The sequence below is a fragment of the Rhodococcus sp. ACS1 genome, from assembly GCF_002300155.1.
GTDB lineage: Bacteria > Actinomycetota > Actinomycetes > Mycobacteriales > Mycobacteriaceae > Rhodococcus_F > Rhodococcus_F koreensis.
Genome location: NZ_NSDZ01000005.1, coordinates 1,603,246 through 1,619,403, shown reverse-complemented (window position 1 = coordinate 1,619,403; position 16,158 = coordinate 1,603,246). Strand labels below are relative to the sequence as shown.

Annotated in this window: 15 protein-coding genes; 8 read left to right on the top strand and 7 right to left on the bottom strand. The window is 69.3% G+C overall.

All coding sequences use genetic code 11. The features are described from left to right. Nucleotides 1–112 precede the first annotated feature (112 nt). Genes CJ179_RS27965 through CJ179_RS27950 form a run of 4 tightly spaced genes read left to right on the top strand, consistent with a single transcriptional unit; the run spans nucleotide 113 to nucleotide 4,239 of the window. A complete protein-coding gene (locus tag CJ179_RS27965; RefSeq protein ID WP_095863499.1) occupies nucleotides 113–1,387 on the top strand; it encodes a hydroxymethylglutaryl-CoA reductase, degradative in 1,275 nt (424 codons plus the stop codon). A gap of 1 nt (nucleotide 1,388) precedes the next feature. Further along, on the top strand, nucleotides 1,389–2,357 hold the full coding sequence (locus CJ179_RS27960) for a hydroxymethylglutaryl-CoA lyase (protein ID WP_179377649.1): 969 nt from the start codon (nucleotides 1,389–1,391) through the stop codon (nucleotides 2,355–2,357). A 32-nt stretch (nucleotides 2,358–2,389) separates the two neighbouring features. Further along, nucleotides 2,390–2,863, top strand: a complete 474-nt coding sequence (locus CJ179_RS27955; protein ID WP_095863498.1) for a hypothetical protein — start codon at nucleotides 2,390–2,392, stop codon at nucleotides 2,861–2,863. Further along, nucleotides 2,860–4,239 (top strand): tripartite tricarboxylate transporter permease, encoded by a 1,380-nt coding sequence (locus tag CJ179_RS27950; protein WP_095863497.1) that lies wholly within the window; start codon nucleotides 2,860–2,862, stop codon nucleotides 4,237–4,239. Before CJ179_RS27955 ends, CJ179_RS27950 begins: the two co-directional genes overlap by 4 nt. 9 nt (nucleotides 4,240–4,248) lie before the next feature. On the opposite strand, the gene CJ179_RS27945 is transcribed toward CJ179_RS27950, so the two are convergent. Next, nucleotides 4,249–4,947 (bottom strand): GntR family transcriptional regulator, encoded by a 699-nt coding sequence (locus CJ179_RS27945; protein WP_095863496.1) that lies wholly within the window; start codon nucleotides 4,945–4,947, stop codon nucleotides 4,249–4,251. A gap of 90 nt (nucleotides 4,948–5,037) precedes the next feature. On the opposite strand from CJ179_RS27945, the gene CJ179_RS27940 reads away from it, so the two are divergent. Next, a complete protein-coding gene (locus tag CJ179_RS27940) occupies nucleotides 5,038–6,159 on the top strand; it encodes an AbrB family transcriptional regulator (protein WP_095863495.1) in 1,122 nt (373 codons plus the stop codon). Between the two features lie 201 nt (nucleotides 6,160–6,360). Here the strand turns inward: CJ179_RS27940 and CJ179_RS27935 are convergent, their stop codons facing one another. Further along, on the bottom strand, nucleotides 6,361–6,849 hold the full coding sequence (locus CJ179_RS27935) for an FBP domain-containing protein (protein ID WP_095863494.1): 489 nt from the start codon (nucleotides 6,847–6,849) through the stop codon (nucleotides 6,361–6,363). A 142-nt stretch (nucleotides 6,850–6,991) separates the two neighbouring features. Here CJ179_RS27935 and CJ179_RS27930 point away from each other — a divergent pair, with 142 nt between their 5' ends. The 3 genes from CJ179_RS27930 to ligD all read left to right on the top strand — a co-directional run bounded on the left by CJ179_RS27930 (nucleotide 6,992) and on the right by ligD (nucleotide 10,241). Further along, complete coding sequence (locus tag CJ179_RS27930; RefSeq protein WP_095863493.1) at nucleotides 6,992–8,605, top strand: serine/threonine-protein kinase; 1,614 nt, start codon at nucleotides 6,992–6,994, stop codon at nucleotides 8,603–8,605. Nucleotides 8,606–8,697: 92 nt separating this feature from the next. Further along, entirely contained in the window at nucleotides 8,698–9,132 is a 435-nt protein-coding gene (locus CJ179_RS27925) for a PAS domain-containing protein (RefSeq protein WP_072946891.1), read from the top strand. 137 nt (nucleotides 9,133–9,269) lie between these two features. After that, on the top strand, nucleotides 9,270–10,241 hold the full coding sequence (gene ligD, locus CJ179_RS27920; RefSeq protein ID WP_095863492.1) for a non-homologous end-joining DNA ligase: 972 nt from the start codon (nucleotides 9,270–9,272) through the stop codon (nucleotides 10,239–10,241). Nucleotides 10,242–10,247: 6 nt separating this feature from the next. Here ligD and CJ179_RS27915 read toward each other — a convergent pair whose 3' ends face one another. From CJ179_RS27915 to CJ179_RS27895, 5 genes are all read right to left on the bottom strand, one after another. Continuing rightward, on the bottom strand, nucleotides 10,248–12,008 hold the full coding sequence (locus CJ179_RS27915; RefSeq protein WP_095863638.1) for an MOSC domain-containing protein: 1,761 nt from the start codon (nucleotides 12,006–12,008) through the stop codon (nucleotides 10,248–10,250). A 480-nt stretch (nucleotides 12,009–12,488) separates the two neighbouring features. Then, a complete protein-coding gene (locus tag CJ179_RS27910; protein ID WP_095863491.1) occupies nucleotides 12,489–13,706 on the bottom strand; it encodes a VWA domain-containing protein in 1,218 nt (405 codons plus the stop codon). Next, a complete protein-coding gene (locus tag CJ179_RS27905) occupies nucleotides 13,703–14,365 on the bottom strand; it encodes an SRPBCC family protein (protein ID WP_095863490.1) in 663 nt (220 codons plus the stop codon). The genes CJ179_RS27910 and CJ179_RS27905 overlap by 4 nt, the downstream gene beginning before the upstream one ends. 12 nt (nucleotides 14,366–14,377) lie before the next feature. Next, nucleotides 14,378–15,265 carry a MoxR family ATPase gene (locus tag CJ179_RS27900; protein ID WP_072946900.1) on the bottom strand — a complete coding sequence of 296 codons (888 nt, stop codon included), beginning with the start codon at nucleotides 15,263–15,265 and terminating at the stop codon, nucleotides 14,378–14,380. Then, nucleotides 15,262–16,149 carry an XdhC family protein gene (locus CJ179_RS27895; RefSeq protein WP_095863489.1) on the bottom strand — a complete coding sequence of 296 codons (888 nt, stop codon included), beginning with the start codon at nucleotides 16,147–16,149 and terminating at the stop codon, nucleotides 15,262–15,264. Before CJ179_RS27895 ends, CJ179_RS27900 begins: the two co-directional genes overlap by 4 nt. Between the last annotated feature and the right edge of the window lie 9 nt (nucleotides 16,150–16,158).

Sequence of the window (16,158 nt, the reverse complement as noted above, 5' to 3'; positions counted from 1 at the left end):
TCGATACATGTCGAGGTCGGCGGAATGCCCCTACCGTGTGAACCGAAGCACAAACAGGGTTGCCGTCGGGGCTCACCACACGCCCCCGCCCGTGAGTACGTGGAGGAACACAGTGCCCGTCAACAGCCGCATCCCCGGTCTCAAGGATTCCAGCGCGCAGCAGCGCCGCACGGTGATCGCCGAGAGGACCGGCCTGTCCGAACTCGACGTCGCCGTGTTCGATCCCGGGCAGGGTCTCGGCATCGATCAGGCCGATCACATGATCGAGAACGTCGTCGGGGTCATGGCGATCCCGGTGGGTGTCGCAACCAATTTCACCGTCAACGGGCGCGACTACCTCGTCCCGATGGCTACCGAGGAGCCGTCCGTGGTGGCCGCCGCCAGCAACGCCGCCCGGATGGCGCGGGTGCACGGCGGCTTCCACACCTCCAGCACCGATCCGGTGATGCAGGCCCAGATCCAGATCCTCGACTGCCCCGACCCCGAGACGTCCCGGCTGCGGGTGCTCGAGGCACGCGCGGAGATCATGGAACTGGCCAATGCCCAGGATCCGATGCTGGTCCGATTCGGCGGCGGCGCACGCGACCTCACGGTGCGACTCGTCCCGACGCGCACCGGCGTGCACGTGGTGGTGCACATCCACGTCGACGTGCGCGATGCCATGGGCGCCAACGCCGTCAACACCATGGCCGAGGCCATCGCGCCGCGGCTCGGCGAGATCTCCGGCGGGCGTTCGTTGCTGCGGATCCTGACGAACAAGGCGGACCTGCGCATCACCCGGGCCCGGGCCGTGTTCGACAAGGACCTGCTCGGTGGCGACGAGGTGGTCGACAACATCGTGCATGCGTCCGCGCTCGCCGAATGCGACCCCTACCGCGCCGCGACCCACAACAAGGGCATCATGAACGGCATCACCGCCGCCGTCCTGGCTACCGGCAACGACACCCGCGCGGTCGAGGCCGGTTGCCACTCGCATGCGGTCGCCGCGGACGGCCGGTACACGGCGCTCTCGCACTTCGAGAAGACCGCGGACGGTCACCTCTCCGGCACCCTCGAGGTGCCGATGGCCGTCGGACTGGTCGGCGGCGCCACCAAAGTCCACCCCGTCGCGCAGGCGGCGGTGAAGATGCTCGGCGTCTCCACGGCCTCGGAGTTGGCGGACGTGATCGTCGCGGTGGGGCTCGCGCAGAACCTGGGCGCCTGCCGGGCGCTGGCCGCCGAGGGAATCCAGCGCGGCCACATGAGTCTGCACGCCCGCACCATCGCCGCCTCCGCCGGCGCCACCGGCGACGAACTCGATCTGGTGGTCACGCGGCTTATCGACGACCAGCGAATCCGGGTCGAGCACGCGGAAAAGGTGCTCGCCGACCTTCGTTCCGGACACTGACATGACCACCCCCGAGAATCCCGAACCAGTGTGGCGTCCGGCGCCCCACGCGTTCGCCGACCCGTCGCTGCCGTCCGCGGTCCGCATCTACGAAGTCGGACCGCGTGACGGGCTCCAGGCGGAGTCGGCGCTCGTCCCCACCGCGGTCAAGGCGGAGTTCTGCCGTCGGCTCGTGTCCGCCGGCGTCAGATCGCTCGAAGTGACGAGTTTCGTTTCCCCGAAATGGATTCCGCAACTCGCCGACGCCGAGTCGCTCATGGCCGAACTCGACCCTCCCGACGACGTCCGCCAGGTCGTGCTGGTCCCCAACGAGCGGGGGCTGGGTCGGGCACTTGCCGCGGGCGCCCGGGAGATCGCCGTTTTCGTCAGCGCCACCGAGACGTTCGCCCGGAAAAACCTGAACACCACCGTCGCCAGGGCGCTCGACAACGCCCGGCCGGTGGTCGCGGGTGCGCGCGCCGAAGGAATCGGCACCCGTGGCTACATCTCGATGTGCTTCGGCGATCCGTGGGAGGGACGGGTCGATCCCGGCCGTGTCGCCGACATCGCCGCCGAACTGGCGGGCATGGGATGCACGTCGATCTCGCTCGGTGACACCATCGGCGTCGCCACCCCCGGCCACGTCCGCGCTGTGCTCGACGCCGTCGTGGCCGCCGGTGTGCCGGTCGACTCCATCGCCGGACACTTCCACGACACGTACGGTCAGGCGCTCGCCAACGTGCACGCCGCACTGATCGCGGGAGTCACCGAATTCGACACCGCAGCAGGAGGCCTCGGCAGATGCCCCTACGCGAAGGGTGCCACCGGGAATCTCGCTACCGAGGACCTGGTGTGGATGCTGCACGGCCTCGGCATCCACACAGGCATCGACCTCGATACCCTGACCGACGCCTCCCGCTGGATGGCCGGGCACATCGGCCATCCCAGCCCGTCTCGGGTGGCGACGGCCCTGACCGCCGCACTCTCCTAGCGCACGACACCCCTCACACGGAAGTACAGACGATGTCCATCGAAAGCCAGCCCGCCTCGCAGGCGCCCCCGCCCACCGACGATCAGATGCCTCGGCCTCGTTACCTCGAGGTGTGGGGCGACACGGTGGCCGGGCGAGATCTCGCCGTCTCCGTCGTCATCGGTATCGTCGTGAGCGTCTGCGCGCTCCTCGGCGCCACCGCGTTCTTCAACTCCTTCGTCACGGATTCGTCTCTGGCAGAAGCGTATGCGCTTCTGGTCGGCATCGCCGCGTGCCTCGTCGCGGGCGTCGTCAGCGGGAAACTGTTCCGCCCCAAGCGGAACATCGCCGTCGACTCGTCCGAGGGCGACAAGGTCGGCGACGTGATCCGGGTGCTGCAGGAGGAACGTCAGGGGCTGGGCTCGGTGTCCGACCTCCCCGCCCAGACGGTCCGGGAGTTGAAGGATCTCGACCTCTACGACCGGTTCGCCGAGGCGGAGACACACGGGACGGGCGGACGATCATGAGCGTGCTGTTCACCAACGACGTCCTCGTCGCGATCGCGCTCGGCGTCATCGGCGCCATCGTGTTCTCCCTGATCGGGCTGGTGTCCGGGACCGACGAGACGGCCACCATCGCTCCGCTGACGCTGCTGGTCATCCTGCTCGGCGCCCCGCCCGCGGCGGTGTTCACGTTCTTCCTCGCCGGCGCCGTCGCCAAGCACATGACCCACGCGGTGCCCACCACGTTGCTCGGCATCCCCGGCGACACGATGGCCGTGCCGCTGATGCGTGAGGCGCGGCTGCTGCGCAGCCTCGGTGTGCCGCACATCGCCCTGCGCAAGGCGATCTCGGGTGCGATCATCTCCGCGTTCATCGCCGTCCCCGTGGCGGTGCTGTTCGCCACCCTGCTCGCCCCGGTGGCGGACACCGTCCAGTCCGTGGCACCGTGGTTGTTCCTCGTCGCCGCCGTCGCGATCGCCTACACGTCGCCGGGCAAATGGTCCGGGGTGGCCGCGCTCGTGCCGTTCGTCGTCCTCGTCCTCGCGCTCAAATCGCTGACGAAGAGCTACGACGTCTCCCTGAACATCAGCTACTTCCTCGGCATTGCGGTCGGTCCCCTCATCGCGGATCTGTTCCTCGTGCTGGGTGCGTCGGGACGGAAGGACATGGCCCGGAAGGAACCGGCGACGGTGTGGCTCGCCCCGGAGATCAAGGGGTGGAACGGGTATTTCCCGAACCCGTTCCGGATGCTCGACCGCAAGCAGACGGCGCACGTCGCCGCGACCGCGACCGTCTCCAGCGCCACGTTCGTCTTCAGCCCGGTCGCCATGACCGTGCTCATGGGCGAGGTCGTCGGATCCCGGGTCAAGCACGGCTACCACCGGCTGACCTCGGTGATCGCCGCCCGCAACGGGACCACCGAATCGACGTACATCGCCGAAGCGCTCATTCCGCTCATCGCGTTCGGTCTGCCGCTCAGCCCGGTCGCGGCAGGGCCGGCCGCTCCCCTGTTCAACGCGCCACCGGTCTTCACCACCGACGACGGCACCGGGCAGATCCGCAACCTGTCCACGGCACTGACCAACTGGGAGTTCCTGCTCTACGGTCTCGGCGCAGTCGTGATCGCCGCGATCATCGCGTACCCGTTCGCGATGAACTTCGCCCACCGCGCGGCCACCTTGGTCGTCCGGTACGTCAGCCACGAAGCGATCATCGCCACGTTCACCGGACTCGTCGTCGTCATCAGCGTCTGGGAGGGCGGCATCCTCGGGCTCGCCGTCACCCTCACGGTCGGACTCGTCGGCGGTCTGCTGTCGAGGGCGTTCAAGATCCACGCCGGTGTCCTGTTCATGGGGTACTACGTGGCGGTCCTCAGCGTCCCCGCCATCCTCGCGCTCTGACCGCCCCGGCTACGCGGTGACCAGGTCGATGGAGACACCGGATCCCTGCGGATCGACCACCGCCGCGAGAATGGTCCGCTGCGTCTGCGCCAGGTGCTCGGCGCAGGCTGCGGCAGCGGCCGCCCCGTCGCCGGAGAGGATCGCACGGCACATCGACAGATGCTCGGCCAGCGAGACGTCCAGGCGGCCGGGGCGGGAGTGGGCGATGTTGCGCAGCCGCTCGGTGTGCGGCCGGAGTTCGGCGATCGAGCGGGCCAGCTGCGCGTTCCGGGTACGCGCGATGACCGCCTGGTCGTAGGTTTCCGTGAGTTCGTAGTAGCGATCGCGCCGGTCATCGGACGCACCCTCCTCGGAGATCGCCTCGAGTGCTTCCGCCACCTCTTCGAACTGCTGCCGGGCCGCGGAGTCCCGGGCGACGGTCTCGGCGACCATACGCGCCGCGGCCGCCTCGAGCAGGATGCGTAATTCGAAGAGGTCGCGGACGCTCTTGATCGAGATGGGAGAGACCCGTGCGCCCTGCCGGTCGACGAGCGAGACCAGCCCCTCCGCCTCGAGTCGCAGGAAGGCCTGACGGACTGGGGTACGAGACGCCGCGTACCGCGAGCCGACGTCGAGAGCACTCAGCGATTGCCCCGGCGACAGAACCCCGTTCAGGATATCCGCCCTGAGCTGCCCGTATACCTGTTCGCTCTTGCTCTCGCCCGCCATGCATACATTCTAACGTTCGCAATGGCATCGGCTAAGGTATACGTTAATGCACACCATCGAAGAACAGCATCCCGAAAAAGGCGCCCGATCGTGACCGACGTGCACACCCCCGAACGGACCGTGCCGACGCGCGCATCCCGACTGCGTCGCCACGGACTCCGATGGGCCGCACTGATCGCACTCTCGGCCGGCGGCTGGGCGCTCGGCGAGAGCATGGGACTCACGGCGGCCGGCCTTTTCGCGGCCCTGATAGTCGCGGCGGCCCTGGCCGTCACCGGTTGGGGCCCGTCGCGTGTGCCCCACCCGCTGGGCAAGCTTGCCCAGGGCGTGCTGGCCAGTGCGGTCGGGCTGATGGTGCACCGGGAGACGATCGCCGCCCTGGGCTCGCTGTGGGTGCCGGTGGTCTCGATCGCAGCCGCGACCCTGGTGATCAGCGTGGCGGCCGGCGCCCTCCTCGCGCTGCATCGTGACGTGGACGCGGTGACCGGATCCCTGGCCATGACGGCGGGCGGCGCCACCGGACTCGTCGCGATGGCCCGCGAACTCGGCGGCGACGACCGCATCGTCGCGGTGGTGCAATATTTGAGGGTGGCGCTCGTCGTGGTGTCGATGCCGATGATCGTCACGTTCGGGTTCCGCGCGGATACCGGTACGGGACCGGCGACGGCAACCGACGACGGCGGCGGCGCCGAATGGTATGTGGCACTGCCGTTCCTGGCGCTGTTCATCGTGGGCGGCACCGCTGTGGCGTCCCTTCTGCGACTGCCCGCCCCCGCGACGCTGGGGCCGCTGGCGGTGAGCGCCGGATTCGAACTCGGCGGCTGGAGCGACGCGGTCTCGGTCCCGCCGATACTGATGACCGCCGCGTTGATCCTCATCGGCTGGCAGGCCGGGCTCGCATTCGACCGGGCGAGCCTGCGGGCGATCGGACGGATCCTGCCGTACGCCGCGCTGCTCACCCTCCTGGTCGGGGCGGCGTGCGCAGGCCTGGGCATCCTTCTCGCCCACCTCACCGGCGCGAGCCTCCTCGAGGCCTATCTCGCCACCACCCCCGGCGGTCTGGCGGCGGTGCTGGCCGTGTCGGCCTCCACCTCCTCCAACGTCACGTTCGTCGCGGCCGCTCAGGTGCTGCGGCTGGTCATCATGCTCATCACCACCCCGATCATGGCGAAGGCATTCGCCCACTTCAGTTCTCGGCGACGGCGAGCGTAGCGGGATCCTCTCCGGACGAGGCGGTCCGGTCACGTCCGGGCCGTCTCGACCGGAGAGGAATCCCACACACCCCGGGTTCGGTTGCAGTGTCTCCGAACTCGGGGTGTGCCGGAGAGTGGTTTCTCGAATGTCGGCGCATGGCATCTACCTCTCATTCTCTTCGGCAGCCACCGGGCTGCAGGTTGGTGTGTCGGGGTTCGATCAGCCGTAGACGCGCGCGATGAAGGCGTCGAGGTTGTCGCGAACCCGCGCGATCCTCTCCTCCGGTTCGAGATCCTCGCGGTACTGCCTGCCGAGCGCGGGCGACTTCTTCCGGCGCGCGTACAGCGAGCAGGCGAGGTCGGCGCACATGTACGTGCCGATCGAGTTACCCCGGCGCCCGGACTCCCCCGACTTACGCGCGGTCATCAGCGAGACACCGCCACTGGCATGCGTGGTCATACAGACCGTGCACATCTGCGCGCGGCGGTAACCGCCCGTCTCATAGCGCAGCGCGACGCCGACTAGACGATCCTCCCGCGGTACGACGACATAACAGCGGCCGGGAAACGACGGGTCGCTCCAGCCGAGGAAGTCGAGATCCTCCCACGGCCGATCGTCCAGGTCACGAGGGACCGGTAGGCGCTTGGCGTCGCCCTTGGAGCAATTGATGAAGGACGACCTGATGTCGTGTTCGGTGACGGGTTCCATGACGAAGTGAACTCCTTCTGTCGACGGGTGGACAAAGCCACGTGACGATACGGACCGCGGCGGCGTCGGGCAACGGATTTTCGACGATCCAGAGTTCTGACGCTGCGTGTATCGTGCTGTTTCCGGCTTCGAGGGGATGGGAATGACGGCAGGCACACGGGTCGGCTCGCAGTTCGGGCATTACCATCTCAGGGCTCTGCTCGGCCGAGGCGGAATGGGTGAGGTGTACGAGGCGTACGACACCACCAAGGATCGCACCGTCGCACTCAAGATCCTCGACGTCGACCTCGCGAAAGACCCCACCTACCAGCAGCGGTTCCGCCGCGAATCGCATGCCGCGGCCCGGCTGCAGGAGCCGCACGTCATCCCCATCCACGACTGGGGCGAGATCGACGGTGTGCTCTACATCGACATGCGTCTGGTCGTCGGGCAGGATCTGCGGGCGCTGCTCCGCTCGCGTGGCCCGATGGGCCCCGCACATGCGGTCGCGGTCGTCGACCAGATCGCGGCGGCGCTCGACGCCGCCCACGCCGACGGTCTCATCCACCGCGACGTCAAGCCGGAGAACATCCTCGTCACGGCCGGTGAATTCGCGTACCTCGTCGACTTCGGTATCGCGCACTCGAGTTCCGATCTCCGCCTGACCACCCTCGGCAGCGCTGTCGGCTCCTACGCGTACATGGCGCCCGAGCGGTTCGACAACGCACCGGTCGATGCCCGCGCGGACGTCTATTCGCTGGCGTGCGTCCTCTACGAATGCCTCACGGGGTCCATTCCGTTCCCGTCCAACAGCATCAGCAGCGCGATCCGCGCGCACCTCACCACGCCGGTGCCCAGCCCCAGCTCGATCCGGCCCGAAGTGCCCGCCACGTTCGACGAGGTGATCGCCCGGGGTCTGGCCAAGGATCCCCGCGATCGGTACCGGACGGCAGGCGACTTCGCGGCGGCAGCCCGCTCCGCGTTGACCGCTCGCGAGCGGAAGACCGAAACCGACATCGCGACCCGCCCGGAACCGTCGCCGGGCATGCGGTCCGAGCCGACCCGGGTCGACGACCGCGGGCGTCCACCCGTCTACCCGCCGACCGCGTTCCACAGCGGTCCGCCCGCTCCACCTCCGCCCTATTACCCGCTCACTCCCTACACCGCCCCGCCGCCTGCGCGACGGTCGGTGGCCGTGCCGGTGACGGTGACCGTGCTGGTGATCGCGTTGCTGGCACTCGCCGGGGTGGTCGGATGGCTCGTGCTGGACCGGAACAACCCGGACGACCCCGCGGTCACCGCGGCCGGCAGCAGTCAGGTGCGCCTTCCCGTCACGGAAGACGTCCCCGTCGCGACCACGAAGGCGGCTCCGGCGACGGTCCCGCCCGCCGCGACTCCGCCGAGAACTACGACGAGAACGACGACGGCGCCCGCGCCGCCGATCGTCGGCGAGGTGTCGGGCGCCGATCGGCAGGGCTTCCTGCCCCCGTCCGATGCACGATGCAACTACACCAACCCGGCGGTGTTCATCGGTCGCACCACGAAGTCCCTGGTCGTGGTCTGCGAGACGGGCGTGGGACGCTATTACTACCAGGGCGTGCGCATCAGTGACGGCGCCGCGATCTCCGTCGACGACCCGAGCCCCAGCGGTTCCGGCTTCGTCGCCACCGGCGACGGCGGCACCGAGTACCGGCTCACCCCGTCCGCCCTGACCATCGTCGGCGGCGACGGCAAGGTCCTCGCGACCGAACCGATGATCGAGTCCGCATACCGCTGAATCGCCCTCCGACGGATCCGAATGTCCTCCGAAGAATCGCCGTCTGCGGCGACAACGGGACGGGCGGTCGGAATCGGTGAGAGTATAGGGCTGTGAGCGCAGAGGCAGATCATGAGGAGAGACGTCGCCCGATCCCGGACACCCCGTTGGGCTACCTCGAGCAGCTACCCGCCCTCGTCCTGCTCGAGCGCCTCCCGGTTCCCGTCCTGGCGGTCGAGGACGACGGCACGGTCGTCCACGCGAACAGTGCGTTCGAGAGGATGCTGGGGCACCCCGTCGCGTCACTGCGCGGGCGTCCGGTGTCCGAACTCCTCGACCTGGACGAGACGTCGACGGGCGCCGCGGCGGTCGAACACCTCCGTGAGTCGGCGACCACCCCCGTCGACCTCGCACATCAGGACGGATCCCGGGTCCGCGCACTCGTCAGCAGGCCCATCCTCCGCCGGCAGGACGACCCGGTGACCCTCGTCTGCTTCCACGACGTCACCGAACAACTGTGGAACGGCGGCAGGGCCCCGGGGTTCTGACCTCGCCACAGTTGCACAGGCATGTGCCGGAATCCCGCGCAATTGCGCCCGCATCCGGCAAATCGCTGTGCACACACCGCGACGAGGATGGCCGCGAAACCACCCGGGCCCGATCTGCCGCGGGTTAGGTTGGCTGCATGGCGACCGGTAAGGACAAGTCACCCGCTGTCGAACTGGAGGTCGGCGACCGGACCGTGCGGATCTCGCACCCGGAGCGCGTCTACTTCCCCGCCACCGGCGCCACGAAACTGGACCTCGCGAACTACTACCTGAGCGTCGGCGACGGGATCGTGCGCGCACTGCGCGAACGCCCCTGCATGATGCACCGCTTCCCGGACGGCCTGAGCGGCGAGAAGGTGCACCAGAAGCGGTTGCCACACGGCGCGCCGGACTGGGTGCAGACGGTCCGCGTGACGTTTCCGCGGTACAACCGCCACGCCGACGAACTGTGCGTCACGCACCCGGCGGACGTGATCTGGGCGGTGCAGATGTCCACGGTCGAGTTCCATCCGTGGAACTCGCGCCGTGCAGACGTCGAACGACCCGACGAGTGGCGGATCGACCTCGATCCGATGCCCGACTGTGGGTTCGACACGGTGCGGCGCGTCGCCGGGGTGGTGCACGAGGTGCTCGACGAATTGGGTGCGACGGGGTGGCCGAAGACGTCCGGCGGCAGCGGCATGCACGTCTACGTCCGGATCCGGCCCGACTGGGGATTCGGCGACGTCCGTCGGGCTGCGCTGGCCTTCGCCCGCGAGGTGGAGCGCAGGGCACCGAAGGACGTGACCACCACCTGGTGGCGGAAGGACCGGGACCCGCGCAAGTTGTTCGTCGACTACAACCAGAACGCCCGCGACCACACCATCGCCAGTGCGTATTCGGTGCGGGGTGTGCCCGACGCGACGGTGTCCACCCCGGTGACGTGGGACGAGATCGACGACGTGGACCCGCACGAGTTCACGATCGCCACCGTCCCCGAGCGGTTCGCGACACTCGGTGATCTGCACGCGGGAATCGACGACGCCGTGTTCTCACTCGAGCCGCTGCTGGAGTGGGCGGACCGCGACGAGGCCGAGGGTGAGTCGGATCCCGGTGGCGCGGAGGACTAGTCGGCGCTACAGGTCCAGCACCACGTCGTCCGCCGGTGTGGTGCAGCAGATGAGGGTGTTCCCGTCCGCGGCCGGTTCGATCGGTTCCGGGTCGTAGTCGACGGCCCCGGACAGCAGCACCGTTTCACAGGTGTGGCAGACGCCGGTGCGACACGACCAGCGTGTCGGCACGTCACACGCCTCGGCGAAGTCGAGGAGGGTTCCCCGCCCGGCGTCCCACGGCACGGTGAGCCCGCTGCGTGCGAACGAGACGGACGGACCCGCACCCTGCGGTCCGGACGGCGGATGGGGCGCCCGCGACGAACCCTGTACCACACCGGGATTGAGGGCTCCTTCCGCACCGAACGTTTCGATGTGAATCCGCGCGGGGTCGAGTCCGTCGGCGGCGAGCGCGGACCCGAGATCGGCCATGAACGATGCGGGCCCGCACAGATAGGCATCCGCGTCCACGGGCAGACCGAGACTCGCAATCAGTTCCCCGGTGAGCCGGCCTGCCGTGGTGTAGTCGGCGCCCCTGCTGTCGGTTTCGGCAGGCCTGCTGTAGGCGATGTGCGAACGACTGCCCGGCAACCGGTCCAGGAGGTCGCGGCTCTCCTCGGCGAAGGGATGCTCGGATCCGTCACGGGCACCGTGCACCCACCACACCTGCCGCGACGAACCCGCTTCCACGAGTGCGTACAACATCGACAGCAGAGGTGTGACCCCCACGCCCGCGGACACGAGCACCACCGGCCTCGCCTCGCCGTCCAGGAAGAACGTCCCTCGCGGGGCCGCCACCTCGAGGGTGTCACCGAGGCGCACACGCGAGTGGACGTACCGGCCTGCGACGCCGTGCGGTTCCCGTTTCACACTGATCCGGTAGTCGGCGGCGCCGGGGCGATTCGACAGCGAATAGCTGCGGATCACCGGGCCCTGCACGTCGTCAGGGTGCAGGCGCAGTGTGATCGACTGCCCCGCCTGCCAGGACGGCAACGCCGAACCGTCGGGTGCGGCCAACGACAACGACAGGACGCGGCGGCTCTCCTCGTGAATCCCGGTCACCGTGAGCGAGCGGAACCCTGGCCACGCCGGCGGCGGGCTGCCTGCGGTCTTCGTCAGCCCGACGTTTCCGCCGGCACCCGAATCGACTCGGTCCAGAATGCTCTGCAGCGACTCCTTCCATCCGGGACTCAACGCCGGGATCCGCAACGCCCTTTCGAGTGCGTCGCGGGGGTGGCCGGGCAGGTACAGGAGCGCGTCGATCTCCGCGACGGGCACCGCTTCCGGGCCCGCGGCGACCTTCACGATGTCCTGCCCGGCCTCGACCTCTCCTTCCTCGATCACCCGGAGGTAGAAGCCTGGCCTGCGGTGGGACACGAGCAACGCCGCCATCTGCGGTTCGTTCATGCGCATACCCACCCGGTAGCACGTCACGCGGGGCTGGGTGACCTCGAAGACCGCGGTTCCGATCCGGTAGCGATCACCGATGCAGACCTCGTCGTCGGGCAGACCGTCGACGGTGAAGTTCTCGCCGAAATGCCCGGGTTCGAGATCGTCACGGCGGAGGTATTCGCGCCAGTGACGGTAGGACTCGGTCTGATAGACGAGCACGGCGCGGATCTCACCACCGTGTCCCCCGAGGTCGCCCTGGCCGTCACCGTCGATGTTGAGCCTCCGGACCGTCCGGGGGCCGTCCACGGGGCGCTTCCACACGCCGGTGTGGACCGTCCGTCCCCGCCAGGACACGTCCCGGGGCAACCCGACATTCAGTGAACTGAGCGTAGCCACGGCATTCGCCTCTTCTGGTCGGTACGACACGCGATCGGCCCCCGATCGATCATCTGTCATCCCATCCCGCGGATCAACGACTCGGCGTGCGACCGCAACGAGACACGCGCCCCGACCGTGCGGCCGGGGCGCGTGTCTCGCATGCCGAACCCTTCCCTACCGGGGCGGCGGGGGCGGTGGCGGCGGAGGCGGTGGGGGGTTGGGATTGCAGAGTTGGCAGCCGTCGACCGGAGGTTTGGGAACGGGTGCGTGACAATCGTTCTGACAGGGTCTGGCGCCGGCGAACTCGGCGGTTCCCACCAACGAGATCGACAGGGCCGCGAGGATCGCCCCGATGGCCGCCACGATCCTGGCGGAAGTTCTGGTAGTCGACATTGTTCCTCCTGTGAGCTGAAGCGCGGTGTGCAGCACCGTCGTTCGAGCATCCGGGAAGGACGCCACGACTGCCAGGCACCCTGGGGGTGGAGTCGGGCCACCCGCTCAGCCGAGGCGGCCGATCACGTCCAGCACGTCGCGCAGCGCGGACAGCGAATGCGCGGGGAGGAAGGCGTCGCAGAAGGGCAGCGCGGCCGCCATCGAACCGACGAGCGGCCGGAAGCCGGGGTCACCGGCGCGGGGGTTGAGCCACACCAGGCGATGGGCGCGACGACGCACCCGGGTGAGAGCGTGTGCCAGACGCTCCGGGTCGTCGCTGTCCCAGCCGTCGGATGCGATGACGACGAGTGCGCCGCGCAGCGCGTTGCCGTGCGGGGACGCGAGCAGTTCACTCACACTGCCCGCGATGTGGGTGCCCCCGAATCTGTCGACCACCTTCTCGTTCGCCCTGCGGACCGCGGTCTCGGCGCTGCGGTGGGCGAGCACGGGGGTCAGTCTCGTCAGCGACGTGGAGAACGCGAACACCTCCGGCCTGCCCGCGGTCTGCCGTTGCACCGCCGCCCGCATCAGATGGAGGTAGATCGCGGCGTACGGCTGCATCGACCGGCTCACGTCACACAGCATGACGATGCGGCGCGGGCGGTCCCGGGCGCGGCTCCGCGCGAGCACCACCGGCTCCCAGCCCGTCGCCCTCGACCGGTTCATGGTGGCCCGCAGGTCGATACGCCTGCCGCGGCGATGCACTTCGCGACGCCGGGTGCGGCGGGACGGCCACGCCGCGGTGGCCTGTTCCAGCCAGGCTCCGAGGAGCCGGAGATCGCGGGCGTCGAATCGGGCGAAGGGTTCGTCGGCGCGGGCCACGAGCCTGCTGGGCAGGGTGTCCGGCACCGCGGTGAGCGCGTCGTGAAGGCCGTCCTCGGCGTTGTCGACGCCGCCGGTCATCAGCGGTCGGGTCATCCACGGCACGCCCTCGACGTCCTGCGGGTCGCCGGGCCGGTCGCGGCCGTCGCGGACGGCGGCGAGGGCCGACTCCCGCCCGGCGGCGGTGCGCCGCGCATGCGGGTCCACCGACAGCAGCGCGTCCTCGAAGACCGCGGCGAACACCGCGTCGAACGACGCGAGGTCGTCGACGCGGTTGACGAGCGTCAGACGCGCCGACCAGTACAGCCGCGAACGTGAACCCGGCGGCGACAGGTGCAGCGCCTGCACGAACACCGCGGGGCCGCTCGCCGAGACCACGACGCCGCGGGCCCGCAACCGGGCCACGAGTGCCACGGCGAACGCGGCGAGATCGACACCCCGCAGGATGCCCGACGCGGTCATCGCCTGCGGCGGCCCACCACGAGGACGACCACGATTCCCGCGAGGACGGCAGCGAGGATCGGGGCGTACCGTTTCCACGCACCCGCACCGGACAGCGCCAGCAGGTCCAGCGGCGCCGGTTCGGCGGCGGGCCGTGCCACGGACAGCGCCGTGGTGCCGGCGGAGTCGGTGGCGGAACCCACTGATTCGGGTTCGGCCGCGGGCTGGTCGGCAGGCCCTCCGGAGAGTTTCGCTTCCAGCGATTCCGCGAACTGCCCCATGAGTTTCTCCGACACCTGCTGGATCATCCCGCTGCCGAACTGCGCCAGTTTGCCGACGATCTTCATGTCGGTGTCCACGGTGACGCGGGTGCCGTCGCCCGCCTCGTGCAACTGGGCGGTGATCGTCGCGGACGCATTGCCGGAACCACGCGAGTCCCGGCCGCGGGCGTCGATCACGGCGCGGTGCTCCTGCGCGTCACGTTCGACGAACGTGGCCTTGCCCTTGAACTCACTCGTCACCGGGCCGACCTTGACCTTCACCTTCCCCAGGTAGTCGTCGCCCTCCCGCCCGGTCATCTGCGCGCCGGGCAGCAGGGGGGCAACCTCCTCGAGGTCGCTGAGCACCTCCCACGCCTGCTCGATCGGGGCGCTGACGGTGAACTCGTTGGCGATCTTCATGGCGGAACCCTCTCATCCGGTGGCCAGGCCGCGCGCGTAGTCGACGAATGCGTCCTGAACCATTGTGCGGTCGTCCGGGGTCTTTGCGAGTGCACTCAGGCTCGAGATCGCGTCTTCGCGAACCAGATCGGCCACACCCAGCGCCGCGAGCGCGGACACCCAGTCGATCGTCTCCGCGATTCCGGGAGGCTTGTCGAGATCGAGGTCGCGGGCACGGCCGACGAATCGGGTGGCGTGCTCGATGAGGAGTTCGGACGCCACGGACACCGTGCGGCGCACGATCGCGGCCGCCCGCGCCGGCTCCGGATAGTCGATCCAGTGGTACAGGCACCGCCTGCGCAGCGCGTCGTGGAGATCGCGGCTGCGGTTGGACGTCAGCACGACGACGGGATGATGTTCGGCCGTGAACGTTCCCAGTTCCGGAACGGTCACCGACGCCTCCCCCAGGAACTCGAGGAGCAGGGCCTCGAACTCGTCGTCGGCCCGGTCGATCTCGTCGATCAGCAGCACGGGCGGGGTCGGTCCCCGATATCTCACACAGTGCAGGATCGGACGTTCCAGCAGGAACTCCTCGGTGAACAGGTCGTCCTCGGTCAGGCCGTCGCCCCGCGACTCGGCCAGCCGGATGGTGAGCAGCTGCCGCTGATAGTTCCAGTCGTAGAGCGCCTCGTTCGCGGTGAGGCCTTCGTAGCACTGCAACCGGATCAGCGGCGCACCGAGAACGGTCGCCAGAGCCTTCGCCGCGGTGGTCTTGCCGACTCCGGGTTCGCCTTCGAGCAGCAGCGGACGGCGCAGGACCGCCCCGAGGTACAGCGCCGACGCGGTTCCGAGGTCCAGGAGATAGTCCTCGGCGTCGAACCGCCGGACCACGTCCGCCACATCCTCGAACCCCTCCGTCATACCGCTCCCGTCTCCTGCGCGAACGACGCCCGGCACCCCGGCCCGCAGAACCAGAAGTCGTGGCCGTCGCGCCGGAGATGGACGGTGTCCGGTCCCAACACGACGCGCATCCCGCACACCGGATCGACCGCTTCCGCCACCGCCGACCGCGAGGCCGAACCGTCCTCCGGCGCCCGCAGTCCCGCTCTCCGCAGCTGCTGCACCAACTCGGCCGCGATCGACACGGCGATCTCCGCCGACGTCCGCGCCCCGATGTCGAGGCCGACCGGGGTGTGCACCCGCGCCCGCTCGGACTCGGTGAGGCCCAGCATGTCGAGGATGGCTCCCCCGCGGGTCCGGCTGGCAACGAGCCCGACGTACCCGACGCCGGCGTCGAGCGCCGCACGGATGACCTCGGCTTCGGGTCCGCCGTGGCCGGCGAGCACCACGGCCGTCGTGCCGGAGAACTGCCCGGCGTCGTCGTGCTCGACGGTGAACCCCAGCAGCTCCGCTATACCCGCCAGACACTGCGCGATCGGTGTGCTGCCGCAGATCCTGACGAGCGGCGGCGGCACCTGCGGCTCCAGGAAGATCTCCATGGCGCCGCCGGACAGGCACGGATTCACCACGACGGACGCGCCCGGCATCTCGGGGAACTGCACGGCCCCGTCGGGCAGGACCCGCAACAGCACGCTCTCGTTGCGCTCGAGCACACCCAGCGCGGCCGTGCGCACCGAATTCTGCGCGCACTGCCCGCCGACGAAACCCTCGATCGTTCCGTCCTGCAGGAGGATCGCCTCGTCGCCGGTGTGACTCGACGTCGGCGGTTGTGCCCGCACCACCGTCGCGTGGACGAACGGCCTGCGGTCGCGCACCAGTTGCGCCGCACGCTCTTTCAGATCCATCGGGCCTCC

Coding starts and splice junctions, on each gene's coding strand:
- CJ179_RS27950 (WP_095863497.1), top strand. CDS start 2,860: ATGAGCGTGCTGTTCACCAACGACGTCCTCGTCGCGATCGCGCTCGGC.
- CJ179_RS27945 (WP_095863496.1), bottom strand. CDS start 4,947: ATGGCGGGCGAGAGCAAGAGCGAACAGGTATACGGGCAGCTCAGGGCG.
- CJ179_RS27900 (WP_072946900.1), bottom strand. CDS start 15,265: ATGACGGAGGGGTTCGAGGATGTGGCGGACGTGGTCCGGCGGTTCGAC.
- CJ179_RS27960 (WP_179377649.1), top strand. CDS start 1,389: ATGACCACCCCCGAGAATCCCGAACCAGTGTGGCGTCCGGCGCCCCAC.
- CJ179_RS27930 (WP_095863493.1), top strand. CDS start 6,992: ATGACGGCAGGCACACGGGTCGGCTCGCAGTTCGGGCATTACCATCTC.
- CJ179_RS27935 (WP_095863494.1), bottom strand. CDS start 6,849: ATGGAACCCGTCACCGAACACGACATCAGGTCGTCCTTCATCAATTGC.
- CJ179_RS27910 (WP_095863491.1), bottom strand. CDS start 13,706: ATGACCGCGTCGGGCATCCTGCGGGGTGTCGATCTCGCCGCGTTCGCC.
- CJ179_RS27955 (WP_095863498.1), top strand. CDS start 2,390: ATGTCCATCGAAAGCCAGCCCGCCTCGCAGGCGCCCCCGCCCACCGAC.
- CJ179_RS27905 (WP_095863490.1), bottom strand. CDS start 14,365: ATGAAGATCGCCAACGAGTTCACCGTCAGCGCCCCGATCGAGCAGGCG.
- CJ179_RS27895 (WP_095863489.1), bottom strand. CDS start 16,149: ATGGATCTGAAAGAGCGTGCGGCGCAACTGGTGCGCGACCGCAGGCCG.
- ligD (WP_095863492.1), top strand. CDS start 9,270: ATGGCGACCGGTAAGGACAAGTCACCCGCTGTCGAACTGGAGGTCGGC.